The organism is Streptomyces sp. NPDC027663, assembly GCF_055566415.1.
Genome location: NZ_JBVHSK010000008.1, coordinates 225816 through 249732 on the forward strand (window position 1 = coordinate 225816; position 23917 = coordinate 249732).

Here is a 23917-nt window from a genome sequence, read left to right on the forward strand (position 1 = left end):
TTCTTCCCTGGCGCCGTTCTCAGCTGCGCTGGTGCAGCGTGACGTCGACCAGCAGGGCGCGGTGGTCGCTGCCGGTCACGCGCAGGAAGTGGGCGTCGGTCGCGGTGAAGTCCGGGGAGAGCAGGACGTGGTCGATCTGGGCGCCGATGACGGAGGCGGTGCGGGCGGGCCAGCTGGGGGCGCGGTCGTGGCCGGCGAGGCGGGCCGCGTCGGTCAGGCCGGTGTCGAGGATGCGACGGAAGGCGGCGTGGTCCTGGGAGGCGTTGAAGTCGCCGGCGAGGATGGTGGGAGTGCGGGTGTCGGCGGCGGCGAACGTGCGGAGCCGGCCGAGTTCGCGGCGCCACAGGCCGAGCTGCTCCGGCAGCGGCGGCATGGGGTGGGCGAGCTGGAGGCGTACGCGGTGGCCGCGGACGTCGGCGACGGCGCCGGGCATGCCCATCGTGCCGTGGACGCCCGCGGCCGGTGTGAGCGGGAAGCGGCTGAGGATGAGGGAGCCATGGGAGCCGTCCGCCTCTACGGCCCGGCGGTGCGGGTAGACGGTGGCGAAGTCGTGGTCGAGGGCCGCCCGGCAGGTGGTTTCACACTCCTGCACGAAGACCACGTCCGGCCGCCGGTCGCGCAGGACCGGCACCAGGGCGGGGGTGCCGCGGCCGAACTCGACGTTCGCGGTCAGTATGCGGAGCGTGGCGAGGGGCGGTCCGCCGGGTTCGCCGGTCTTGCCGTACGGCTCCACGTACCAGGCGAGCAGGCCGAGGACGGCCACGCCCCACACCAGGCCCGGCCACCAGCGGGCGAGCAGCGCGCACAGCAGGGCGAAGCCGGCCGGTGCGAGCAGCCAGGGCAGGAAGGCGAGCAGCTGGGGCACGGGGGTGATGCCGTCGGTGTCGGCGACCCGGCAGCCGACGACCACGCTCACCCCGGCGAGCAGCAGGCCGGCACACCAGGCGCCGAGCCTGCGTCCGGGGCGCTGGGTCACACGGGCGAGCCTACGGTCCGCCCGTCCAGCCGCGCCAGGAAATCACCGAGTGCCCGGTTGAACTCCTCGGGTCGCTCCAGATTGGGCAGATGGGCGGCGCCCTCGATGACGTGCAGGGTGGAGTCGGGGAGGGCGGCGTGCATGGCCTCGGCGTCGGAGACGGGGGTGTAGGTGTCGTCGGCGCCGACGAGGACCAGGGCCGGCACGGTCAGGCCGGTCAACAGGTCCCGGTAGTCGGGGCGTTCGGCCCGGCCGCGCAGGGCCGCCGCGGCGCCCTGCGGCGAGGTGGCCGTCATCATGCGGTGCACATGGGCCTTGACCTCGGGGCGGGCGTACGGGGCGACCATCTTCTCCAGCACCTCGTCGGCGTAGCCCCGCATGCCCTCGGCGAGCAGCCGGCCGGCCATGGCGTTGCGGTTCCGCCGGCCCTCGGGGCTCTCGGCGGCGGGGAAGGTGTCGGCGAGGACGAGGCCCCGGATCCGGCCGCCGAAACGGGCCGCGCACTCCATGGCGATCTGGCCGCCCATGGAGAGACCGGCGAGGACGAAGGCGTCCACGCCCAGGTGGTCGAGGAGGGCGGCGATGTCCTGGGCGTGGCGGGAGAGCGGGACCGTGCCCGGGGTCACGGGGGAGGCGCCGTATCCGCGCAGGTCGGGTGCGATCACCCGGCGGGTGGCGGCGAACTCGGTCAGCTGGGGGTGCCACATCGTGCGGTCGAAGGGGTGGCCGTGGACGAGGACGAGGGGAACCCGGGAGGCGATTCCAGGGTCTTTGTCCTCGAATGCGAGGAAGGGGGGCATGGCAACGACCCTAGGGCGCCCCATCGCTCGGTGCAATAAAATCTTTGCCCTCGGTGCAATCCAACGAGTGGGAAAACAGGGGGACTTGTGGACGACTACCGGCGCATCGCCGACCGCATCGCGGCCGACATCACGGGCGGACGGCTCTGCCCCGGCCAACGACTGCCTCCGCAGCGGGCGTTCGCCCGCCGGCACGGGATCGCCCCGTCCACCGCGGGCCGCGTGTACGCCGAACTCGTCCGCCGGGGAATGGTGGTGGGCGAGGTCGGGCGCGGCACGTTCGTGCGGGCCGGGGAGCCGGACGGGCAGCCGGGGCACGCCCTGACCGAGGCGACCGGGACCGCGGTCGTGAACCTGGAACTCAACTACCCGTCCGTGCCAGGTCAGTCGGAGCTGCTCGCCCCGGCCCTCGCGCCCCTGCTCCGGCCGGACGCGCTCGGTCACGCGCTGCGGCCGGCCGCCGCCGCGGGCACCCCGGCGGCCCGGCAGGCGGTTGCCGCCCTGCTGGCGCAGGGCGGGCTGCGGCCGGAACCGGAACGCATCCTGTTCACCGGCAACGCCCGCCAGGCCATTGCCGCCACCCTCGCCTCCCTGGTCCGGCCAGGCGGCCGGGTGGGCGTGGAGCCGCTGACGTATCCGCTGGTGAAGGAGATCGCGGCCCGCCTCGGCCTGATCCTCGTACCGCTCGCCACGGACCAGGAAGGGCCCGTGCCAGTTTCCGTCGAAGCCGCCCACCGCAGCGCACCCCTGTCCGCGCTCTACCTCCAGCCGACCCTGCACAACCCGACCTCGCGCACGACCAGCGCCGGGCGGCTGCGGGAACTGGCCGACACCGTCCACAGGCTGGGGACACCGGTGGTCGAGGACCGGATCTGGTCCTTCCTGCACCCGGGCGGCACTCCCCCGCTCGCCGCGCTCGCACCGGGGCTGGTCCACCTGGTCGACGGGCTGTCCAAGCGGGTGGCTCCCGGGCTCACCGTCGGCTTCGCCGTCGTACCGGCAGGCCGTGCCGAGGCGGTGGCGCGGGCCATCCGGTCCGGCGGGTGGAGCGCGGGCTCCTTCGCGCTGGAGGCGGCCGTGCGGTGGCTCGGTGACGGGACCGTGGACCGGCTGGTTGCCGCCAAGCGGCAGGACGCGCGGCGACGGCAGCGGCTCGTCGCCGAGACTCTCGCCGGGTTCGCCGTACGGTCCGACCCGTCCGCCCTGTTCGCCTGGTGGGAGCTGCCCGCCCCGTGGCGCGCGGACACCTTCACGGCCGCCGCGCGGGAGCACGGCATCGCGGTCACCCCCGGCACGGCCTTCTCCGTCGGCCCCGGCCGGACGCCGGACGCGGTCAGACTCGGGCTCGCGTCGGCGCCGGAGCCGGAGCTGGCGCGGGCGCTGGCGACCCTCGCCGGCGTCGCGCGGGACGGGGCAGCCGCAGGTACCGGGTGATCCAGGCGACCAGGGCCACCGTGAGGCCGAGCCCGAGCAGCAGCCAGGCGACCGTGCGCAGGGTGCCGGTGAGGGCGTCGTAGACGGCGCCCACGGCCGCGTGGGACACACCGCCGGGCAGGTCGGCCAGGGTCATGCTGCGGCCGACGGTCAGGGCGAGGGTGAGCAGCGCGCCGCCGAGGGCCGTGCCCAGCGCGGTCGCGGCGACGGCCCGGCGGCGGTGGACGGCGAGGGCGATGCCGGTGACGGCGAACGCGACGGCCGTCACCGGAAGCCAGAAACCGGCGACTTCGAGCACGTGGAACCCCTTCCGGAGCGCGGACAGTTCGCCCGCGGGCAGCACGGCGACCGCGGTGTGCTCCACCGGGATGCGTGCGGCGAGCGGCACATGGTCGTGCGTGAGCTGGCGTTTGACCTGCGCGGTGACGGGCGCCAGGTCGACGGTGACGGCGCGCTCGTCCTCCGCGCGCAGGGCCCGCAGCACCGCGTCGTGGGTGACCCGGTTGCCGGTGTCCCAGGCCAGCCGGAAGGCCCGGGTCTGGGTGAACGAGCGCACCGCGTCGTGCACGAACGGGCGGACCGAGCCGCGTACCGGACGGATGTCCAGGTGCTGGTCCACCTCCCGCCAGATGCCGTCACCGACCGTGTCCACGACGGCTTCCCGCACGTCCGGATCGGCGGCGAGCGGGGCCATCGTGGTGACGTAGCGGCCCGTGTCGGCGAGCCCGTACGCCGTCCAGGCCGCCAGCGCGCCGAACGGCACGAGCAGGCAGGACAGGGCGATCAGTACGGCCGACAGGGCACTCCTGAGGCGTGAGGGCACGCTTCCAGGCAAGGGCCCCGGGGCCCGGGGCGCGAGCGGGAGGACTGCATTCGGGCGGTAGGACGACCCCCTTGGCACAACCGGGGTTTGCGCCCTCGGGTGGAGGGTTCACCCGAACGGGTGTTTCCTGGTGCTGGGGAGAAGGTGGCGATTCCTGCGCACCGCCGTCAACGGCACGCGGGCCACCAGCGGTTCCGGCGCGTCCGGCTTCTCTGGGTCGTGGAGCTGGGCGGGTACCGGGACTTCGCGCTGGTGAGGAGGGGGAACAGGGGAGTGCGTCGGCCCCGGCCGCCCGGCCGGGGCCGACGCACACACCGCCGCCACCGCCGCCGTGTCCACTCGGCGGACGTGCCACCCGGTGGATGTCCACCCGGCGGCTGTGCCCGCTCAGCGGATCCGGCGTCCGAACGCGTCCTCCCGCGTGTAGTAGCGGTAGAAGAACACCGCGAAGGTGACCGCCGCCACCGCCAGGGACATCAGTACCGACCTGAGGATCGTCGCGCCGGTCTGGCTGTAGACGAAACCGAACGCACAGCCGGCGAACGCCGTCCACGCCAGCGCGTGCACTTCCCGCGGCATCCGCGGGGCCAGCGTCAGCAGGGCCATGAACACCACCGCGAACACCAGCGCGCTGACGAAGCCGAGCAGCAGGTTCCAGCCGGTGATCGCACCGCCGGAGCGGTTGTTGGCCGCCACCCAGTAGCCGTAGACCAGACCCAGGACGACCGGGACGGCCAGCCGGGCCATGGCGTGGGTGCGCGCGTCGAAGACATCGGGCGGCCGGCCGCCCGCGGGCCGGCCCTCCACCTCGGGCGTGCGGCCGGGCCGGGACATTCCGCCGGGCGCGGGTGCCGCTTGAGCCATGAGAGCACTCCTCTCTCTCGCCCCCGCTCTGCCCCCGCCTTCCAGGGCACACCGGGGCGCACGGCCCGGCAACTCGGCCAGGCGGGTGACGAGTGCCCGGATGCGTGCGGTTCTCTCCCGTGCTTCGCTGTGGGGCATGGAGCGCTGCCCGCCGTGACGGAGATCGAGTACGGCCGGCGGAGCCCGCTGCTGCGGGTCCACGGGCGGAGCATCGCGTGGCTGCCGCCGTTGCTGCTGCTCACCGGCGTCATCCTGCTGGACCTCACCACCGGCGAGGACTTCCGGATCATCTCCTGGATCGTCCTGGTCCCCGGCATCGCCGCCGCGATCTGCGGGGTGTGGACCACGGCCGGCTACAGCGTGCTGGCCCTGGTGACGTACGTGGCCGTGGACAGCGTCTGGTCCGACCAGTACAAGGCCGGGTTCGGTGACTTCCTCCTGGTCGCCCTCGGCGGCACCCTGGCCACCCTGGCAGCCGCCGCACGCGTGAGCCACGAACGGCAGATCCTGCACATCCGGGACATCGCCGAGACCACCCGGCGCACCGTGCTGCGCCCGCTGCCGCCGCGCTGGGCGGGTCTGGAGCACGCGGGCGTGTATCTGGCCGCCGACGTCGACGCCCGGGTCGGCGGCGACTTCTACGACATCCAGCCCGGCCCGCACGGCACCCGGCTCCTCGTCGGTGACGTGCAGGGCAAGGGCCTCGGCGCGGTGGAGGCCGCCGCAGCCCTGCTCGGCACCTTTCGCGAGGCCGGCTACCACGAGCAGGCGCTCACGACCGTCGCCGAACGCCTGGAGACCCGGATGCTGCGGCACCGCCGGCACACCACCGCGCTCGGCCGGGACGACGGCGACCGGTTCGCCACCGCGGTGCTCATCGCCTTCCCCGAGGACGCCCCGGACATGATGGACCTCGTCAACTTCGGCCACGAGCTCCCGCTCGTCGTCGGCCCGCGCGGAGTGCGCGAACTGCCCGGCGGCGACGGGCTGCCGCTCGGCCTCGCCGACCTCGCGGACGGTCTGCCGCCCGTGCACCGGGTGCCACTGGCAGCGGACGAGACGCTGCTGCTGGTCACCGACGGGGTGACCGAGGCCCGCGACGGGGCCGGCGACTTCTACCAGCTGGCCCGCGAGGTCGCCCGCGCGGTCGAGGCCGACCCGGGGCGCGCCGAGCCCCGGCGCCTGGTCCGCCGGATCCGCGACGGCGTCCTGCGGTACAGCGGGGGGCGGCTGGAGGACGACACCACGATCTTCGCGGTGCGGCGGGTGGGGGCCGGGGCGGGCGAAGACCCCGAAGAGGGACGTTTGCGCTCCTGAAGCGCCGGTACGCGGCGCCAGAGGTTACGGTGCTGACTGGGAAGCGGGATCCACAGGGTGACAGGGGGAGGCACGATGCCCGGAACCGTGCTGCTGCTCGCGGCCTCGCCGCTGGGCCGGGGACGCCTGGTGGACGCGGCCGGTGTCCTGCCGGTGCTGGCCGCCGTCGCCCCGGCCGTGCTGTCCGGCACCGACACCGCGAACGTGGTCGAGCTCGCCGACCCGCTGGAGCCGCAGGCCGTCCTCACCCGGCTGCGCGCCGCCGCGGCCGCGCCCGGGCCGCTCACCGTGTACGTCACCGGCCAGCTGAACCTGGACCGCCGCCGGCACCAGCCGCATCTGGCCCTGGCCCGCACCACCCCGGCCACGGTCCGGTACACCGCGCTGCCCTGGCACTGGATCCGCGAGGAACTGCGGCTGCGCTCCGCCACGGACACCGCGCTCGTCGTCGACCTGCACGCCGACGCGGAGGCCTGGCGCCACGTCACCGAGCACGGCCTCGACTGCGGCCGTAACACCACCGTCCACGGCCGCATCGCCCCGGCCGCCGGGCGGCGGGGCCAGGCCGAGCCCGCGTACATGAAGACGGTGGCCACCCTGCTGAGAAGCGGCCACCGCCCCCCGCTGGAGGTCCTGCACCAGCAGGCACTGGCCCGGATCCCGCAGGAGACGACGGGCAACCTGGTGCTGGCGAGCGCGCCCGGTGCGCCGACGGCTTTCCCGCCCGCCGGCTCCGCCCCCGTACCCCGCCCGGCAGCCCCTGTCTGCGCACCCCTCCCGGTACACCCCGCCCCCGCCCTGCGTCCCGAGGACCCGCACGCCGCCATCAGTGACGCCGTGCGGGGTGGACGGCACGGGGAGGCCGACACGCTGGCCGCCCGGTACGAGGAGGCTGCCGTGCGGACGCACGGGCCCGGCTCGCAGGAGGCGCTGCACTGGAGTGAGGTGCGGGCCGACCTTGCGATGTTCGCGGGGGACCCGGTGCGCAGCTGCCGGGCCTGGCTGGGGGTCGCCGGGGCGCGGCTGGCCGCGGGGCAGCCGGTGGACGCGCCCGCCGTGGAGGCGGCCGTGGACCGCGCCCACCACCAGTGGGGCCGTATCAAGGACGCGGCGCGGGCCCGGGAACTCGGGCCCGCGCTCGCGGAGTTGCGGCTCAGGGTGCCGGGGCGCCGGCGCGGCGCGCTGGAGAACGTCCAGCGACAGCTCGGCCGGCTCCAGGCCACCCCCTAGGCCCTACCTGGTGAAGGTGAAGTACTTCCAGGCGCCGTGCGTCGTGGAGTTCACCGTGTCACCGGAGGAGCTGTTGATGTACGACGAGCGGACCCGGAAACGCCAGCCGACGTCCTCGCCGTGGTCGCCGGTGATGCGGACCCTGGAGACGCCGTCGGAGCCCAGCTTGAAGTACGCGGGGTCACCCGGGTACCAGCGGCCCTGGTAGTACACCTCGAACTCGAACTTCTGCGACCGGCCCGGGAAGTACGACATCTTCGTCGTGATCATCGGGTCCTTGGTCTTGTGGAAGAAGTAGTACGTGTGGCCCCACGCCGACTTCGACGTGTAGTGGTTGGAGACCGAGGTGGAGACGCTGACCCTGGCACCGACCGTGCTGGAGGCGGACGCCGACGTGTAGCGGGAGTCGCCCTTGAACTTCGCGGTGACCTTGGCGTCCCGCTTGAGGTCCAGGGTGACCGACAGATAGCCGTCGGAGTTGACCTTCCCGGACTTCACCAGCTTGTTCGGCTTGTCGGAGCCGAACGGGTCGGCCCAGATCTCCACCGTGCGGTTCGAGTAGGTCTTGCCGAGGCGGGCCGTGAACTTCACGTCCTTGCCGTACGAGTAGACCTTGCCGTTGTTGTTGAGGCTGAGCGTCGGCTTGGCCCGGGAGACGTCGACGGAGTCGGCGCCCGTGTCCGCGGTGTGCGTGTCGTCGCCCTCGAACGTCACCGTGTACGTGACCCGGCCGCCGGACGCGGGCTTGTCCGTGAAGCTGAACTTGCCGCCGGTGCCGAGGGGCTTGGTGCCGAGGAGCTTGCCGTTGGGCGACTCCATGTCGGTGCGGGTCACCTTCAGCGGGGTGCCCGCGGGCAGGGCCAGCCCCGAGGTGAGCTTGCCGGTGACCGTGAGGGTCTTGTCGCGGGGCGCCGTCGCCGGGGCGTCGACCGTCAGGGTGGTCTCGTACTTGCGGGGCTGGTCGATCCGGTGCAGCTTGGCGGTGGAGCCCGGGTCGGTCTGCACGAAGAGCTTCGCGCCGTCCGCCGACCAGCTGATGGCGTGCGCGCCCCACGGCATCCAGTTGTGGGAGACGTTGCGGACGCTCGGCTTGTCGGGGCCGCCCGTGAAGACGTAGGTGTCACCGATGTCGTCGGTGTCCAGGACGGTGGCCGCGACGGTGCCGTCAGGGGCGACGGCGACCGTCTCCGGCTGGTCCTTGACCGGGTACGTGCGCACCTGGGCCAGGTCCGAGAGCCGGTACTCGGTGAGGGCGCGGGTGCCGGGGCCGGCGACCACAACGTTCTGGCCGTCCGGGGTGAGGGCCGCGTCCTTGTAGAAGCCGCCCTTGTCCTCGGTGACCCGGATGACCGGTGTGCCGGAGGAGATGTCGTACACGATGATCGGGCCGGAGCTGATGCCCGCGTCGAGCGCGAGCAGCGTGCCCGGGTTGTCCGGGTCGGCGTACAGCTTGGGCGGGCTGGCGAAGTCGTGGCCGGCGGCCAGGTCGAGGGTGACCTTCGGGGTCTCGGCGGTCAGGTCGACCACACCGAGACCGGACTCCCACTGGTCGCCGTACCCGAACCAGAGCCTGCCGTCGGCGTACGAGACGCTGGACGGCATCGTGCCCGGGCCGGTCGGGTACTCGGCGGTCTGCTGGAGCGTCGCGGTGTCGATGGCGACGATCTTGTCGGCACCGTAGAGGGCCGCGTACAGCGTGTTGCCGTCCGGGCTCAGTTCGAGGTCCCGGACCTGCGGCAGGCCGGTGATGGTGGTGCCGGTGTACTTGCCGGTGGCGTCGGTGACGACGATCCGGTTGCTGTACCGGTCGGCGAGGAAGATGTGCTGGTGGACACCGTCCACCACGGTGTCGCCGGCGTCCGCGAGCGGAACGGGCCGGTCGGCGTCGGCGTACGACGGCACGGACAGCGCCGTCGAGCCGAAGAGGGCTGCCAGGGCGGTGGCAGCAAGGAGAGAGCGCTTGCGCACGCTGATTCGAACCCCCCGGAACGAATGAAAGGCATGGGTGCCACCGGGCACGGCGAGGATGCACCTCGTGCATGAGCCGTGTGGGCCTCGTGTGGCGAGTGTGCGCAAAGACTAGGTCATGCCACTGACAAAAGCGCCAGGGCCCCGGAGGCGAGAGTGCGGACACCCGGGGCGACTGTGGACAGGTCGGGCGCGAAGTGGGGGCTGTGGTTGCTCGGGACGGCCGAGAATTTTTCCGGAAGGGTGTCGCCGGGCGCCTGCTCCCACACCTCGGCGGGGGTCGTGGTGACGAACCAGTACGCGTACGGGATCGCGCCGAGCGCCAGCTCGGGGAAGTCCTCGCTGCCCATCGCCGGACCCGGGTCGAACACCGCGCCCGCGCCGAACACCTCTGCGTGCACGGCGGCCACGGCGGCGTCGGTGCCGGCGTCGTTCACGGTCATCGGGAAGCTGTTCCCGGCCAGCACGTCCGGCTCCCGCGGGCAGCCGGCGGCCAGGCACTCGCCCTGTGCGATGCGCCGGACCGCGGCCAGCATCCGCTGCCGTACCGCCTCCGACTGCGTGCGCAGGTTCAGCGAGATGCGCGCCTCGGCGGGAATGATGTTGTGCCGGCTGCCGGCCTCGATCCGTCCCACGGTCAGCACCGCGGACTCGCCCGCGGAGATCTCCCGGGAGACCACCGTCTGCAGCCGGGTGACGAGGTAGGCGGCCGTCACCACCGGGTCCACGGTCGCCTCGGGGCGCGAGCCGTGCCCGCCCCGGCCGTGCACGACGATGTCCACGTCCGTCGAGGCGGACATGATCAGCCCGGGTGCGTGCGGGTACAGCCCCGCCGGGCCCGGTACGGCATGCTGCCCGAGGAGTACGTCCGGGCGCCCGAACCGCTCGTACAGCCCGTCGGCGACCATCCGGGCCGCGCCCTGTCCGGTCTCCTCGGCGGGCTGCCCCACCACCAGCAGCGTCCCGCGCCAGGTCTCCCGCCCGGCCGCCAGCGCCGCGGCGGCCCCGGCCAGCCAGGTGACGTGCAGATCGTGCCCGCAGGCGTGCATCACGCCGTCCCGCTCGGAGGCGTACGGCAGCCCGGTCGCCTCCGCGACCGGCAGTGCGTCCATGTCGGCCCGCAGCAGCACGGCAGGCCCGTCCCCGTTGCGCAGCACACCGACGACTCCGGTGCCGCCGACGCCCTCGGCGGTGTCGTACCCCGCCTTCCTGAGCCCCTCGGCCAGCTTCCCGGCGGTCCGGTGCTCGCGCAGGGACAGCTCGGGGTGCCGGTGCAGGTCGCGGTAGAAGTCCTCCAGGCCGGTGACCGGGAGTTCGGAGGTGAGGTCCAGGGCGGTACGGGCGGCGGCTGACGTCACGGTCGCAGGGTAGGCCGGTTTCCCGGTTTCCGGCACCCCGGCGTGTCCGATCGATTACGTTCAGCTACGACTCGATCGCAGGGGGTGCCTCACGCCATGGTCGACACCCGCGCACTCGACCCCAGCGCCTCTCCGCTGGACTACTTCGGCTCGGAACTGCGGAGAAAGAGGGAGGCGGCGGGGCTGACCCAGAAGGAACTGGGCGCGATCATCTTCCGCACGGGCTCCCTGGTCGGCCAGATCGAGACCACACTGAAGGTGCCGACACGGGAGTTCGCCGAGCGGGCCGACGCGGCGCTGGTGACGGACGGCTTCTTCTCGCGGTTGGTGGGGCTGGTTCTGCGGAGCCGGTCGCCGGGCTGGTTCCAGCCGTACGTGGAGATGGAAGCGAAGGCGGCATACATCTCCGCCTATCAGTGCCATCTCGTGTACGGACTCCTCCAGACCCCGCAGTATGCGGCTGAGATGCTGAGTGCGTACAGCCCGGACCACGGTGAGGAGATGGTCGCGGCTCGAGTGGAGCGGCAGCGCATTTTGGAGCGTGAGCATCCGCCCGCGCTGTGGGTGGTCCTGGACGAGTCGGTGCTGTACCGGATGGTCGGCGACCGGGATGTCATGTGCGGGCAACTCGCCCACCTCTTGAAGTTCCGGGACGACCCCTGGACGCATATTCAGGTGCTGCCGTACTCAGCGGGGGCGCATCCCGGGATGCTGGGCTCGTTCAACGTCCTGCGCTTCGACGATCACCCCGACCTCTTCTACTGTGAGAGTTACGACCAGGGGCACATGACCGCCAATCCGCTTGTGATCAGGGAGCGTTCAGTCGGTTACGCTCGCTTGCAGGCCGCCGCCCTCTCGCCGGAGGACTCAGCCGACCTGATCACCCGCGTGATGGAGGAACGCTATGGACACCAGCAGGCAGCTGAAGGCCGCAACGTGGCGTAAGTCCAGCTACAGCGGCCCCAACGGAGGCGATTGCGTCGAGTGCGCCGTACTTGGCTCCGCAACGTGGCGTAAGTCCAGCTACAGCAGCAGCAACGGCGGCGATTGCATCGAGGTCGCCGATCTCCCCGCCCTCGTCGCCGTCCGTGACTCCAAGAACCCCGACGCCGCCCACCTCGCCGTGGCTCCCCGGACCTGGGCCGCCTTCGTCGGCGCCCTGAAGTAGCCGCCTCTTCGCCGGGCCGGGTGCCTCACGTCAGTGGTGAGGGGCCCGGTCCGCCGTCATGACGTGCGCGGCCGGGGTGGGGGCCGCCGCACGGGCCGGGCCGGCGTTCGCGGCGAGGACCAGCGCCGCCGCGGCGATCACGGCGGCCGTTACGGCCCTGCGTGCGGTGGAGCGTGCGTAGGGTGCGGATGTACGTCCGGACACGGCGACCTCGCAACACGACAGCGGCGTATTAAGCAGGCTTAATCCGCCGTTTAACCTAGGGGCTGCCCGAGCCGAACGGCAAGGGGTACCAGGGGAGTTGGGGGCGGTAGGGGTCATGCGGGAACGGGACGACCCGGAGGTCATCGGGCGGCGCGTGCAGCGGCTGCGCACACAACGCGGACTCACACAGCGCCAGCTGGCCGAGCCGGCGTACACACCGGCCTACATCTCCACCCTGGAGGCCGGCCGGGCCCGGGCCTCCGACGAGGCGCTGCGGCACATCGCGGAGCGGCTCGGGGTGGCCTTCGAGGAGCTGGCCGTCGGCCGTCCGGCCCACCTCGCCACCGACCTCCGGCTGCGGCTCACCGAGGCCCAGCGCGTCCTCGCCGACGGACGGGCCGAGGAGGCCGCCGCGCAGTACGCCGTGCTGCGCGCCGAGGCGGAGGCCCACGGGCTCGGCTGCGAACAGGCCGCCGCCCTGCTCGGACTCGGCGAATGCGCCCTGGAGACCGGGCGGCTGAGCGAGGCGCACGGGTTCTTCGAGCGGGCCGAGGAACGGCTGGCCGGGGAGTCCCTGCCGGTGCGTGTGCCCGCCCTGCGCGGCCGGGCCGTCGCCCACTACCTCGCCGGGGAACTCCGGTACGCCGTGTACCTGCTGGAGTCGGCCCTCGACGAGCTGAACCGCGGCGGACTGCACGACCCCGACGCCCTGCTGCTGCTCTACGCCAGCGTCATCGGCCCGTACATGGACATGGGCGCCCACGCCCGTGCCGCCCAGGCCGCCGAGTTCGCCCTCGCGCTCGCCCCGCAGGCCGGCGATCCCGCGCTGATCGCCCGTATGCACCGCTCGGTCGCCCGCACCCTGCTCGCCGAGGGCCGGGTCGCCGACGCCGACGCCTCCCTGGCCAAGGCGGCCGAGCTGTACCGGCAGCTGCAACTGCGCACCGAGCTGGCCAACTGCCACTGGATGCGCGGCTACGTCTGCGCCCAGAACGGCGAGCTGGACCGGGCCGAAGCGGAGTTGCGGCAGGCCCACGCCATGCTCGCGGAGACCCGCGCCGCCCTGTACCGCAGCCAGGCCGCGGTCGAACTGGCCGACGTGCTGCACCGCCGGGGCAAGTCGCAGGAGGCCGCCGGGCTGCTGGAGGGCGTCCTCGGGGACTTCTCCTCCGAGCGCGGAGCCGTCCACGCCGCCGCCGCACACCGCCTCCTCGGCATCATCGCAGAGGACGCCCGGGACACCGAGGCCGCCGAGGAGCACTACGTGCGCGCCCTCAGCATCCTGGAACGCGCGGGCGCCGCCGGTGACCTCGCCGACCTGTGCCGCCTCCTCGGCGACCTGCTGCGCCGCACGGGCCGCACCGAGGCCGCCCTGGACGCCTACCGCACCGGCCTCGGGCACCGCACCGCCCCGGGCACCACCACGCTGGGGCCCGCCCCGGCGCAGCCGCCGCTGTGAACCTCAGACCTGGGCCCGGCCCTGCTTGCGGATGTCCGCCAGACGCAGGGCGCCGATCTGGACGGCGGCCTGGGTGGCGTCGTTGGGCACGTCGCCCAGGCCGGCGTTGGTGAGCGCGAAGGCGTCCTCGCCGACCCGGACGGCGGCCACGTCCATGGTGAGCAGGTAGTTCTGCCCGTCCGGCGTCGTACTGGCGAAGGTGATGCGCAGGCCCTGGCGCGCGTCCCCGACCTCAGGCAGCGGGGCGTCCACCACCTGGACGTCCTCGGCCAGCCCGAGTTCCGTGGTGGCCGTGAATCGCGCGCACTGCACCGGCATCGTGCGCAGCCAGGACAGCACGGAGTCGACCTCGGCCGGGCGGCGCGCGCCGATCTGGTAGCGGAGCTGGGCGTCGGTGTCGCTGTCGTCCAGGCCGACGGCGACGCGGGCCGGGGCGCCGAGGAGTTCGTCGGAGTAGAGGGCGTCCAGCAGCCGCTGGCACTCCCCGGCCTCGGTGGTCGCCTTCAGCAGCCCGTCCCGCCAGGTCGCCGCGCCGTCGGTGACGGTCCAGGGGTCGCCGAGGTCGTTCTCGGTCAGCAGCGCGGCCTCCGCCTGCTCGTCGGAGAGCCCCGATCCACCGGCCCCCGCGGACGCCTTCGGCGTCGGGGCCGGCCGGTCGACGGTGGGCAGGGGGTGCGGCGCGGACGCCGGCCGCTGCAGCCCGAGGGCCGCACAGCCGCCGGCGGCGAGGAGACCGCCGGCGAGCACGGAGAGCAGGACGGCACGGGGGACGTGGGGGCGTATCGCGGGGGTCATCGGGCCTCCTGGGCTGCGTGCGGCCGGCGGGGTGCCTGCTCTCACGGCACCACCGGCCCGACCGGCTCACCAGCGCTCCGGGCCGTACGGGTGAGGGCGGGGGTGCGGGGCGGCGGGAAATCCGTGGAGCGGGTGCGCGGTGGCTGTTACCGTCCAGGTATGCAGCGCGCCCAGCAGTGCCCGTCGAGCACGACGACGCCGGAGACCGTCCCGGCGCGCTGACACCTGACCAGCACCGAAGCCCCGGGGCGAACGCCCCGGGGCTTCGGCATGTCACGGGGTGTCCGCCTCTTCGCCGAACCCACCGAGGAGAACCCCGTGGACGACTCCGCCCAGCTCCCCGACCACCGCCGTCTCGGCCGTGAACTCGGCCTCTTCGACACCGACCCGCTGATGGGCGCCGGGCTGCCGTACTGGCTGCCCGACGGCGCGGTCGTCCGGCACACCCTGGAGGAGTACATCCGGGACGCCGAACGCCGGGCCGGCTACCGGCACGTGTACTCGCCCGCGCTCGGCAAACGGGAGCTGTACGAGATCTCCGGGCACTGGGACCACTACAGCGACGACATGTACCCGCCGATGAAGCTCGGCACCGAGGAGGTGGTGCTGCGGCCCAGCCTCTGCCCCCACCACGCCCTCGTCTACCGCTCCCGCTCCCACAGCTACCGCGAACTGCCCCTGCGCATCGCCGAACTGGGCACCATGTACCGAGCCGAGCTGTCCGGCGTGCTCGGCGGCCTGACCCGGGTCCGCGCCATCCAGCTCAACGACGCGCACATCTTCTGCACCCTCGACCAGGCCGTCGAGGAGGCCCGCGCCGCGCTGGAGCTGATCGCCCGCGCCTACGCCGACCTCGGCATCGAGGCCGTACGCCACCGGCTCTCGCTGCCCGGCGCCGGCGGCAAGTACGTCGCCGACCCGGAGCTGTGGCGCCGGGCCACCGGACTGCTCAGGGAAGTCCTGGACGCGTCCGGTGCGGCGTACGAGGAGGCCGGGGGCGAGGCCGCGTTCTACGGCCCGAAGATCGACGTGCAGATCGCCGATCCGGCGGGCCGGGAGTCCACCCTGTCCACCGTGCAGATCGACTTCCACCAGCCCGCCCGCTTCGACCTGCACTACATCGGCGCCGACGGCGCGAAGCACCGGCCGGTGATGGTGCACCGCAGCATCATCGGCAGCGTCGAGCGGGCCGTCGCCCACCTCGTCGAGGCGCATGCCGGCGCGTTCCCGGCCTGGCTGGCACCCGTGCAGCTGGTCGTGCTGCCGGTGGCCGAGGAGCAGGCCGGGCGGGCGGCGGCGGTGGTCCGGGAGGCGACCGCGCTCGGCCTGCGCGCGGAACTCGCCGGTCCGGGCGAGGGCACCCTGGGCGCCAGGATCCGCGCGGCGCGCCTGGTGCCGTACCAGGCGGTCATCGGGGCGCGGGAGGCGGAGGCCGGACTGGCCGCCGTACGGCTGCGGGACGGCCGGCGCCCCGGTGCGCTGCCGGTGCCCGGCCTGCTGCGGCGGATCACCGAACGGGTGTCGGCGCGCGGCACCGCGCTCTGGGACTGATCTAAGGTCGGCACGACGGAAGGAGTCCGCCGTGAACGGTCAGCCCATCCCCGTGATCATCGACTGCGACACCGGCGTCGACGACGCCCTGGCCCTGCTGCTCGCCGTACGCCATCCGGGACTGGACCTGCGGGCGGTGACCTGCGTGGCCGGGAACACCGACGTCGACGGGGTGGTCCGCAACACCTTGACCGTGCTGGAGCAGGCGGGCGCCCCCGACATCCCGGTGGCGCGGGGAGCGGAGCGCCCGCTGCTGGAGCCGGCCCGCTCGGCCCGGCACGTGCACGGCACGGACGGGATGGGCGACCTGGGCCTGCCGGCGCCCACCCGGGCGCCGGCGGCCGTCGACGCCGTCACTCTCCTGCACCGGGAGATCCTCGCCTCCCCGCGCCCGGTGACCCTGATCCCGACCGCGCCCCTCACCAACATCGCCCTGCTGCTGCGCACCCACCCCGAGGTGACCCGGAACATCGAGCGGATCGTGTTCATGGGCGGGGCGGTGGCCGTCGGCAACGCCACGCCGGTCGCGGAGTTCAACGTGTGGCACGACCCGGAGGCCGCGGCGATCCTGCTCACGGCCGGGGTGCCGATCACGATGTACGGCCTGGACGTCTTCCAGCAGGTCGTCGTCCCGGGCCCGGAGGTGCACCGGCTGCGCGCGAGCGGCGAGCCCGGCACCCGCCTGGCCGGCGAACTCCTCGCCCACCGGCCGACCTCGCAGGGCGGCCCGCCGGAGGCGGAGGAGGCGGGCGGCCTCGGCGACGCGGGCGCGGTCTGCGCGGTCGCCGACCCGCAGGGCATCACCACCCGGCTGCTGCCGGTCGAGGTCTCCCTGGCCCCCGGCCCGTCCCGCGGCCAGACCGTCGTCGACCGCCGCCCCCGCCCCGGCGAGTCCGAGATCCACGAGGGCCGCCGCGAACACGCCCTGGTGGACGTGGCGCTGGAGGTCGACGTGGACCGCTACGTGAAGCTGTACCTGGAGACGGTGGACCGGCCCGCCCGGTGAGCCGGTGCGGCCTGCGCCCCCGGCGAGGGGCGGCACCTGCGGCGGGAGCTGCCGCTCAGCGGGTGTCGGCCGGGCGGGCCGTCCAGCGTTCCTCCACCCTGGCGAAGCGCCAGTACGCCAGTGCCACCGCCCACACCAGCACGAACAGGCCGACGATGAGGTAGCCGACGTTGTCCAGGTCGAGGCCGGCGATCCAGCCGGTGACGTCGTCGTGCAGGCCGAACTTCTCGTGCAGGACGCCGACCAGCTCGATCGTGCCGATGAAGAAGGCCACCGCGATGGACAGGCCGGTGATGGCGAGGTTGTAGAAGACCTTGCGGACCGGGTTGGAGAACGCCCACTGGTAGGCGAAGTTCATGAACGTGCCGTCGAGGGTGTCGAACAGGCTCATCCCGGCGGCGAAGAGGAGCGGCAGGCAGAGGACCGCGTACCAGGGGAGGCCCGCCGCCGCCCCCGAGCCCGCCATCACCATCAGCGTGACCTCGGTGGCCGTGTCGAAACCGAGGCCGAACAGGAAGCCCAGCGGGTACATCTGGCCCGGCCGGGACACGGACTTGGTGAGGCGGCCGAGGACACGGTTCATGAAACCGCGTGAGTCCAGGTGCTGTTCCAGCTCCTTCTCGTCGAACGAGCCCGCGCGCATCGCCCGGAAGACCTTGAGGATGCCCACCAGGGCGACCAGGTTCAGGGCGGCGATGAGATAGAGGAACGTGCCGGAGATCGTCGTACCGAGGAAGCCGAGCACCTGGTGGGTGGCGGAACCCTCGTTCGTGATCTTCCCGGCGAGGGAGGTCCCGCCCGCGATCAGCAGCGCCAGCAGCACCACCACACTGGAGTGGCCGAGCGCGAACCAGAAGCCCACCGACACCGGCCGCTTGCCATCGGCCATCAGCTTCCGGGTCGTGTTGTCGATCGCCGCGATGTGGTCGGCGTCGAAGGCGTGCCGCATGCCGAGCGTGTAGGCGGTGACGCCGAGCCCGACGCCGAAGACCTCGTTGCCGACCCGGTAGCGCTCGGGTGCGACGAGCAGGAAGAGGATCCCGAACGCGACGACGTGCAGGGCGACGATCACCGCCATCAGTCCCACCGTTTTGACGGTGTCCTCGCGTCGCCAGCGGAAAGAAGCAGCGTCGGCCAACGGGTTCACGCTCCAGCACCTCGTGGATCACTTCGTGAGCTGCCGTGGCCGGTCTCCTGGCTTACGGGTGCATACGTCCGCCGTCCCTGCCTTCCCGGTCGTACGACCAGTGGCCCGGCGGTGCCGGACGGGACGGGAACTCCCCGTTCACAGTGGCGAGGGCCGCGTCGACCTTGCATCGACTTCCCGAGCACCACGGCCCGCCCACCGTAGAGGGGTGCGCGCTTTCCTGCATAGCTGCGCACCCACGCAGGTATTCAAGATCACACAGTGGCCTGGGAGGATGTCGGCATGCATCTCGTGCCTGCCGACCGAGCCGACCGCCGCACCATCGACGGTCACCGGGTGTGCGAGGCGATCGCCGCCATCGGCGACGCGGGCCAACTGCGCACCTGGGCCGACCGCTTCTCCCTGCTGGCCGACGCCAACCGGCTCGCGCTGCTGCTCGCCCTCCACCGCACCGGTCCGCTGGCCGTCTCCGACCTCGCGATCGCCACGGGCATGAACGACCCCGCCGTCTCCCAGGCGCTGCGGCTGCTGCGCGCCGCCGGGGTGGTGGCGGGAGAGAAGGAGGGGCGCGTGGTGCGGTACCGGGTGGTGGACGCGCAGATGCGAGGGCTCTTGGAGCACTGCACCGCCTGACCGCCCTCGAAAGGTTACCTATCCGGGCAATGTGGACAGATTCTGTACTGTCGACCCGACGGCACAGCGACCCTCGTACCGCCCGAACGGAGCCCGCATGGCAGACCTCCCGCCGGACCTCTCCTCCAGGAACCCCGACTGGTGGCGGCAGGCCGTCATCTACCAGGTCTATCCCCGCAGCTTCGCCGACGCCGACGGTGACGGACTCGGTGACCTCCGCGGCATCACCCAGCGGCTGAACCACCTCGCCGCGCTCGGCGTGGACGCCGTGTGGCTGAGCCCCTTCTACCCCTCCGAACTCGCCGACGGCGGCTACGACGTCATCGACCCGCGCGGGGTCGACGAGCGCCTCGGCACCCTGGACGACTTCGACGCCCTGGTCGCCGAGGCGCACCGGCTCGGCCTGAAGGTCGTCGTGGACATCGTCCCCAACCACACCTCACATCTGCACCCCTGGTTCCAGGAGGCGCTGAGAGCCGGCCCCGGCTCCCCGGCCCGCAACCGGTACGTCTTCCGCCCGGGCCGGGGCGCGCACGGCGAACTCCCGCCCACCGACTGGCAGTCGGTGTTCGGCGGCAGCGCCTGGCGGCGGGTGCCCGACGGCCAGTGGTACCTGCACCTCTTCGCCCCCGAACAGCCCGACCTCGACTGGGACGACGAGGAGGTCCGCGCCGACTTCCGCACCACCCTGCGCTTCTGGTCCGACCGGGGCGTGGACGGCTTCCGCGTCGACGTCGCCCACGGCCTGGCCAAGGACCTCACCGAGCCGCTGCGGGACGTCGGCGGCATCGGCGCCACCGGCGAGGACGCCCTGCCGAAGGTGGTGCCGGGCAGCCACCCGTACTGGGACCGCGACGAGGTCCACGAGATCTACCGCGACTGGCGCAAGATCTTCGACTCCTACACCCCGCCGCGCACCGCCGTCGCCGAGGCCTGGGTCCCGGCTGCCCGGCGCGCCCTGTACGCCCGCCCCGACGAACTCGGCCAGGCCTTCAACTTCGAGTACCTGGAGGCCCCCTGGGACGCGACGGAGCTGCGCGAGGTCATCACCGGCTCACTGGGCACGGCCCGTGCCGTCGGTGCCTCCGCGACCTGGGTGCTGTCCAACCACGACGTCGTCCGGCACGCCTCCCGGCTCATGCTGCCGCCCGGCACCGACCCCGCCGCCTGGCTGCTGTCCGGCGGCACCGCACCCGCGGTCGACACGGCGGCCGGCCTGCGCCGGGCCCGGGCCGCGACCCTGCTGATGCTGGCGCTCCCCGGCTCGGCCTATCTCTACCAGGGCGAGGAACTCGGCCTGCCCGAGGTCGCCGATCTGCCCTTCGAGGTGCTGCAGGACCCGATCTGGGAGCAGACCGGCCATGTCCGCAAGGGCCGCGACGGCTGCCGGGTGCCGCTGCCGTGGACGGTGACCGGGCCCTCGTACGGCTTCGGGCCGGGCGCCGCCTGGCTGCCGCAGCCGGCGTCCTTCGCCCGGTACGCCGTGGAGGCACAGGCCGGCACCGAGGGTTCCACGCTGGAGCTGTACCGCACGGCACTGCGGCTGCGCCGCAAGCTGCTGGAGGACGAGACGCTGGCCTGGACACCGGACGCGTCCGCCGACGTGCTCGACTTCCGCCGCACCGAGGCCTGGCGGAGCGTCACCAACCTCGGCGCCGGGCCGGTGCCGCTGCCGCCGGGCGAGGTCCTGCTGAGCAGCGCCCCGCTGCCCGACGGGCGCACCCTCCCACCGGACACGACCGTCTGGCTGGCCTAGCTAGCCGCCCGTCGGGTTCGGGCCCGCTCCCGCCCCCGCCCCGGAGTTCCCGCCGCCGGCGATGCCGTTGATGTCCACCGGGGTGGAGGTGGCGGTCGGCGGCGGCGTGAGCACCACTTCCGGCTGGCCCGCCGCCGGGGGCGGCGGGGTCAGGTCGGAGTTGGGGAGCTTCGGCGGGGTCGTCTGCTGGAACAGGGTCTGGTCGAAGTCGACCAGACCCGTCTTCTCCATCACCGTGATGTGGTCCAGCACGGTGTCGTTGGCCTGGTCGGCCAGGGCCCGCACCAGCGAGTTCTTGGTGGTGGAGCGGATCTTCGCCACCGTGTTGAAGATCGAGCCGTGCGTCATCCGCAGGATGTTGGCGAAGTCGGCGTCGAACTGCTTGCCGCTCTCGCCCTTCAGCTGGTTGACGAAGCCCTCCTGCTGCGGGCTCGCCACGTTGGGCAGCGTGATGTTCAGCATCGGGGCGATCTTGCGGCAGGTGGTGTCCAGCGCCGCATGACCGTCGATCAGGTGCTGGCTGGCCGTGATGACCGCCTTCGACTGGCCCTTCTGCACGCCGATCTGCCCCACCGGGTACTCCCACAGCCCGGCCGCCCGCACCTTCACCACGAAGTCCCGGTCCTGCTCGGTGAGCGGCCCCCACTGGGTGTTGGCGATGATGCGGTCCGGCGCGCTGGACACCTTGTCCAGACCGAGCATGCCCGGGTAGGCGAGGGCCGCGAGGGTCAGGGCCATCGCACCGCCCACGAAGAGAGTTCCCGTGGTGTTCCGCGAAAACCGCACCGTGCCTCCTGCTTGGGTTCCCACCCATGGTTCGGACGCACAGCAGTACGGATGCGAAGGCGATTCGTATCAGTGGCCGAGAGTAAAGAATCTTCCAGTGCCGTTGGCCGAAGGATGACCTCCTACCGGCGCAAGGTTGACCTCTTCCCGGGAGAAGGCAGACCGGGCTCCCGCCTAGATTCGCCGCATGCCTCCACAGCCCGCGCCCCGCACGCCCGCCGCGCTGCCCGTCCTGCCCTACCGCAAGCCCACCCGGGGCCGCGACTACTGGGTGCTGGACGACGTCCTGCCCGGCGTCGACGCGGTACGGCAGCGGTGCCTGGCCAAGGACGACTGGGCCGAGGGCTATCCGTACACCTCCGAGACCTGGCCCGGTCTGCGCGCCATGCCCGGCCTCGAACCACCCGAACTGGATCATGTCGAAGGGCTGGTGAAGAAGGCGACCGGGGCGAAGGAACTGTGGGTGCGGCAGGCGCCCGGCGGCGGCACCCTCAACCACAACTGCGTCCAGGTGGTCGGCGAGGGCGAGAGCGAGCCCCGCCCGCACACCGACTCGCGCGCCGTGTGCCGGTACGCGGCCGTCCTGTACCTCAACCCGGACGTGCCCAAGGACTGCGGCACCAGCTTCTACCGCCAGCGCCTGCCCGGCGGCCGGCTCGGCGGCAACGTCGTCCAGGCCCCGCACACCAACCTGGCCGAGGCCCTCGGCACCCGTTTCGTCACCCCGGACGCCTTCGAGGAGGACGTCCGCGTCCCGCACCGGTACAACCGCCTGCTGCTCTACCACGCCAACCTCGTGCACAGCGCGACCGGTTACTTCGGCGCGACGCTGCAGGAGAAGCGCATGACGGCGGTCTTCTTCTGGATGGCCTGAACCGCGGCCTCCGGACGGTCCGGGCCGTGACCGGAGGGGGCTGGAGCGCGGATCCGGTCCACCCGCATGGCGGTGGGGTCACCGTACCGGTCAGGATGTGCGGGTGACCGAAGAGATGAAGGGGGCCACCGTGGACCGTTCGCTTTCCTGCAGGCCCGTGCAGGTGACAGGGCGGCTGGCTGCCGGAGCGCTGCTGCTGGCGGGGCTCGCCTGGACCGTGCGAGGGGTGTGGGAGCTGCGGCTGGCGCTGGCGGGCGAGCCGGCGTCGGGTCCGCCGGACCAGGGGGACGGGGTGCACCGGCCGCTCGACGCGCTGGAGAACTCGTACCACCTCGTCACTTCGCTCGGAGGTGTCGCCGCCGCCCTGTGCGCGGTGCTGTTCCTCTCCTGGCTGCAGCGGCTGCGGGACAACGCGCGTGCACTGTCGGGGGAGGCACCCAAGTACGCCGGGATCTGGATGTTCCTCGGCTGGCTCCTGCCGCTCGTCAATCTCTGGTTCCCGCGCGGGATCGTCGCCGACGCGTTCCGGCGTACGGCGCCGGGCCGGAAGCTGCCCGTCTCCGTCGACGTGTGGTGGGGGCTGTGGCTGATCGGCATGCTCAGCGGGGTGGGGATCGTGTACCGCGACTCCACGGACGAGATCATCGGCCGCGCCTACACGGAGGTGTGGCCGCTGCTCGCCAGTGATGCGGCCGTCGTCGGGGCCGCCGTGGCAGGTGCCTTCGCGGTGCGGGCCGTCACGGCCGTACAGGTGGAGCGGATGCGGCAGCGCGAGCCACGGCAGGGCGAATCGGCGCCGGTCGAGGCGGCCGGGGTGCCGGAGCCGGCATAGCCGGGGTGCGGCCGGGGCCGGCATAGCCGGGGTGCGGCCGGGGCCGGCACAGCCGGGGTGTGGCCGGGGCGTGCCGGGGCCGCGCAGCCGGTGTCAGGTGGCGGCTCGTGCGGTACGCATGCTGGGCATGAGCAGTATCGCCATCGTGGGAGCAGGGCCGGGGCTCGGGGCCGCCGTCGCCCGGCGGTTCGGCCGGGAAGGGTTCGGCGTCGGGCTCGTCGCCCGGGACCGGGCGCGGCTGGGATTGATCACCGACGGGCTCGCCGGTGAGGGGATCACCGCGCGCGGGTTCTCCGCCGACGTGCGCCGGCCGGAGGAGCTCGCCGCGGCGCTGCGGGACCTCGCCGACGCCCTCGGGACCGTCGAGGTGCTGCAGTACAGTCCGGTACCGCACCGGGACTTCATGCGGCCCGTGCTGGACACCGGGCACCATGACCTGGTCGGGCCGGTCGAGTTCTCCGTGTACGGGCCGGTGGCCGCCGTGCAGCAGGTGCTGCCGGGGATGCGGCGGCTCGGGCGCGGGACGATCCTGCTCGTCAACGGCGGGACCGCCGCCGTTCCGCATCCCGAACGGGCCGGCACGTCGATCGCCTTCGCCGCGGAGAGCGCGTACGGGCATCTGCTGCACGACCGGCTCGCGGCGGAGGGCATCCATGTCGCGCAGCTGGTGATCCCGGGGACGATCACCGTGGGGCACGCCCGCAAGGACCCGGACGCGCTCGCGGAGACTCTGTGGAGCCTGCACCGGGAGCGGCACGGGTTCCGGCACTACGCCGACGACCTCGACAGCTGAGGGGCCGGCCGGCTGCCGCGCACGGTCACCCTGCCGGCCCCGGCAGCTGACGGGGCGGCCGGCTGCCGCGTGCAGTCACCCTGCGGGGAGCGGACTTGTGGGCCAATATGGTGATGTTGGCCGTATTGCTCTCTTCAAAGGGG

23 protein-coding genes and 1 riboswitch are annotated in these 23917 nt (G+C 73.0%); of the genes, 13 read left to right on the forward strand and 10 right to left on the reverse strand.

What is annotated here, in order from left to right:
• Window positions 1-19: 19 nt before the first annotated feature.
• Window positions 20-976, reverse strand: coding sequence for an endonuclease/exonuclease/phosphatase family protein (locus tag ACZ4SF_RS22730; protein WP_468387310.1), 957 nt, complete (start codon window positions 974-976; stop codon window positions 20-22).
• Entirely contained in the window at window positions 973-1776 is an 804-nt protein-coding gene (locus tag ACZ4SF_RS22735) for an alpha/beta fold hydrolase (RefSeq protein ID WP_468387313.1), read from the reverse strand. The genes ACZ4SF_RS22730 and ACZ4SF_RS22735 overlap by 4 nt, the downstream gene beginning before the upstream one ends.
• 87 nt (window positions 1777-1863) lie before the next feature.
• Between ACZ4SF_RS22735 and ACZ4SF_RS22740 the strand changes: the two genes are divergently transcribed.
• Entirely contained in the window at window positions 1864-3210 is a 1347-nt protein-coding gene (locus ACZ4SF_RS22740; protein WP_468387315.1) for an aminotransferase-like domain-containing protein, read from the forward strand.
• Here the strand turns inward: ACZ4SF_RS22740 and ACZ4SF_RS22745 are convergent.
• The gene (locus tag ACZ4SF_RS22745) at window positions 3110-4033 is read right to left on the reverse strand and encodes a hypothetical protein (RefSeq protein ID WP_468387318.1); all 924 of its coding nucleotides are present in this window, start codon (window positions 4031-4033) and stop codon (window positions 3110-3112) included. The genes ACZ4SF_RS22740 and ACZ4SF_RS22745 overlap by 101 nt on opposite strands.
• A 387-nt stretch (window positions 4034-4420) precedes the next feature.
• The gene (locus tag ACZ4SF_RS22750; RefSeq protein WP_468387320.1) at window positions 4421-4897 is read right to left on the reverse strand and encodes a hypothetical protein; all 477 of its coding nucleotides are present in this window, start codon (window positions 4895-4897) and stop codon (window positions 4421-4423) included.
• A gap of 153 nt (window positions 4898-5050) precedes the next feature.
• Between ACZ4SF_RS22750 and ACZ4SF_RS22755 the strand changes: the two genes are divergently transcribed.
• Together ACZ4SF_RS22755 and ACZ4SF_RS22760 are read left to right on the forward strand one after the other, a co-directional pair.
• On the forward strand, window positions 5051-6214 hold the full coding sequence (locus ACZ4SF_RS22755) for a PP2C family protein-serine/threonine phosphatase (protein ID WP_468387323.1): 1164 nt from the start codon (window positions 5051-5053) through the stop codon (window positions 6212-6214).
• Window positions 6215-6289: 75 nt separating this feature from the next.
• Window positions 6290-7444: a hypothetical protein gene (locus tag ACZ4SF_RS22760; protein WP_468387326.1), complete on the forward strand. Its 1155-nt coding sequence runs from the start codon at window positions 6290-6292 to the stop codon at window positions 7442-7444.
• Window positions 7445-7447: 3 nt separating this feature from the next.
• Here the strand turns inward: ACZ4SF_RS22760 and ACZ4SF_RS22765 are convergent, their stop codons facing one another.
• Window positions 7448-9412 carry an Ig-like domain repeat protein gene (locus ACZ4SF_RS22765; RefSeq protein ID WP_468387329.1) on the reverse strand — a complete coding sequence of 655 codons (1965 nt, stop codon included), beginning with the start codon at window positions 9410-9412 and terminating at the stop codon, window positions 7448-7450.
• A 116-nt stretch (window positions 9413-9528) separates the two neighbouring features.
• Window positions 9529-10770 carry an amidohydrolase gene (locus ACZ4SF_RS22770; protein ID WP_468387332.1) on the reverse strand — a complete coding sequence of 414 codons (1242 nt, stop codon included), beginning with the start codon at window positions 10768-10770 and terminating at the stop codon, window positions 9529-9531.
• A 96-nt stretch (window positions 10771-10866) separates the two neighbouring features.
• On the opposite strand from ACZ4SF_RS22770, the gene ACZ4SF_RS22775 reads away from it, so the two are divergent.
• Complete coding sequence (locus ACZ4SF_RS22775; protein WP_468387334.1) at window positions 10867-11715, forward strand: helix-turn-helix domain-containing protein; 849 nt, start codon at window positions 10867-10869, stop codon at window positions 11713-11715.
• A complete protein-coding gene (locus tag ACZ4SF_RS22780; protein ID WP_468387337.1) occupies window positions 11675-11938 on the forward strand; it encodes a DUF397 domain-containing protein in 264 nt (87 codons plus the stop codon). The genes ACZ4SF_RS22775 and ACZ4SF_RS22780 overlap by 41 nt, the downstream gene beginning before the upstream one ends.
• Window positions 11939-11968: 30 nt before the next feature.
• On the opposite strand, the gene ACZ4SF_RS22785 is transcribed toward ACZ4SF_RS22780, so the two are convergent.
• A complete protein-coding gene (locus tag ACZ4SF_RS22785; RefSeq protein ID WP_468387340.1) occupies window positions 11969-12142 on the reverse strand; it encodes a hypothetical protein in 174 nt (57 codons plus the stop codon).
• Between the two features lie 115 nt (window positions 12143-12257).
• Here ACZ4SF_RS22785 and ACZ4SF_RS22790 point away from each other — a divergent pair, with 115 nt between their 5' ends.
• A complete protein-coding gene (locus tag ACZ4SF_RS22790; RefSeq protein ID WP_468387343.1) occupies window positions 12258-13601 on the forward strand; it encodes a tetratricopeptide repeat protein in 1344 nt (447 codons plus the stop codon).
• A 3-nt stretch (window positions 13602-13604) separates the two neighbouring features.
• Here the strand turns inward: ACZ4SF_RS22790 and ACZ4SF_RS22795 are convergent, their stop codons facing one another.
• A complete protein-coding gene (locus tag ACZ4SF_RS22795; RefSeq protein ID WP_468387346.1) occupies window positions 13605-14396 on the reverse strand; it encodes a hypothetical protein in 792 nt (263 codons plus the stop codon).
• Between the two features lie 270 nt (window positions 14397-14666).
• Between ACZ4SF_RS22795 and thrS the strand changes: the two genes are divergently transcribed.
• Window positions 14667-15947: a threonine--tRNA ligase gene (gene thrS / locus ACZ4SF_RS22800; RefSeq protein ID WP_468387348.1), complete on the forward strand. Its 1281-nt coding sequence runs from the start codon at window positions 14667-14669 to the stop codon at window positions 15945-15947.
• Between the two features lie 31 nt (window positions 15948-15978).
• On the forward strand, window positions 15979-16953 hold the full coding sequence (locus ACZ4SF_RS22805) for a nucleoside hydrolase (RefSeq protein WP_468387351.1): 975 nt from the start codon (window positions 15979-15981) through the stop codon (window positions 16951-16953).
• Window positions 16954-17008: 55 nt separating this feature from the next.
• On the opposite strand, the gene nicT is transcribed toward ACZ4SF_RS22805, so the two are convergent.
• Window positions 17009-18100 (reverse strand): Nickel transporter NicT, encoded by a 1092-nt coding sequence (nicT, locus tag ACZ4SF_RS22810; RefSeq protein WP_468387354.1) that lies wholly within the window; start codon window positions 18098-18100, stop codon window positions 17009-17011.
• Window positions 18101-18120: 20 nt separating this feature from the next.
• Window positions 18121-18304: riboswitch (cobalamin riboswitch) on the reverse strand.
• A 78-nt stretch (window positions 18305-18382) separates the two neighbouring features.
• Here nicT and ACZ4SF_RS22815 point away from each other — a divergent pair.
• Entirely contained in the window at window positions 18383-18733 is a 351-nt protein-coding gene (locus ACZ4SF_RS22815; RefSeq protein WP_468387356.1) for an ArsR/SmtB family transcription factor, read from the forward strand.
• Window positions 18734-18830: 97 nt separating this feature from the next.
• Entirely contained in the window at window positions 18831-20489 is a 1659-nt protein-coding gene (locus ACZ4SF_RS22820) for a glycoside hydrolase family 13 protein (protein WP_468387358.1), read from the forward strand.
• On the opposite strand, the gene ACZ4SF_RS22825 is transcribed toward ACZ4SF_RS22820, so the two are convergent.
• Entirely contained in the window at window positions 20490-21239 is a 750-nt protein-coding gene (locus tag ACZ4SF_RS22825; protein ID WP_468387601.1) for a DUF4142 domain-containing protein, read from the reverse strand.
• Window positions 21240-21462: 223 nt separating this feature from the next.
• Between ACZ4SF_RS22825 and ACZ4SF_RS22830 the strand changes: the two genes are divergently transcribed.
• The 3 genes from ACZ4SF_RS22830 to ACZ4SF_RS22840 all read left to right on the forward strand — a co-directional run bounded on the left by ACZ4SF_RS22830 (window position 21463) and on the right by ACZ4SF_RS22840 (window position 23774).
• A complete protein-coding gene (locus tag ACZ4SF_RS22830) occupies window positions 21463-22149 on the forward strand; it encodes a DUF6445 family protein (protein WP_468387361.1) in 687 nt (228 codons plus the stop codon).
• A gap of 130 nt (window positions 22150-22279) precedes the next feature.
• Window positions 22280-22981 carry a DUF4328 domain-containing protein gene (locus ACZ4SF_RS22835; RefSeq protein ID WP_468387363.1) on the forward strand — a complete coding sequence of 234 codons (702 nt, stop codon included), beginning with the start codon at window positions 22280-22282 and terminating at the stop codon, window positions 22979-22981.
• A 127-nt stretch (window positions 22982-23108) separates the two neighbouring features.
• Complete coding sequence (locus tag ACZ4SF_RS22840; protein WP_468387366.1) at window positions 23109-23774, forward strand: SDR family NAD(P)-dependent oxidoreductase; 666 nt, start codon at window positions 23109-23111, stop codon at window positions 23772-23774.
• Window positions 23775-23917 lie beyond the last annotated feature (143 nt).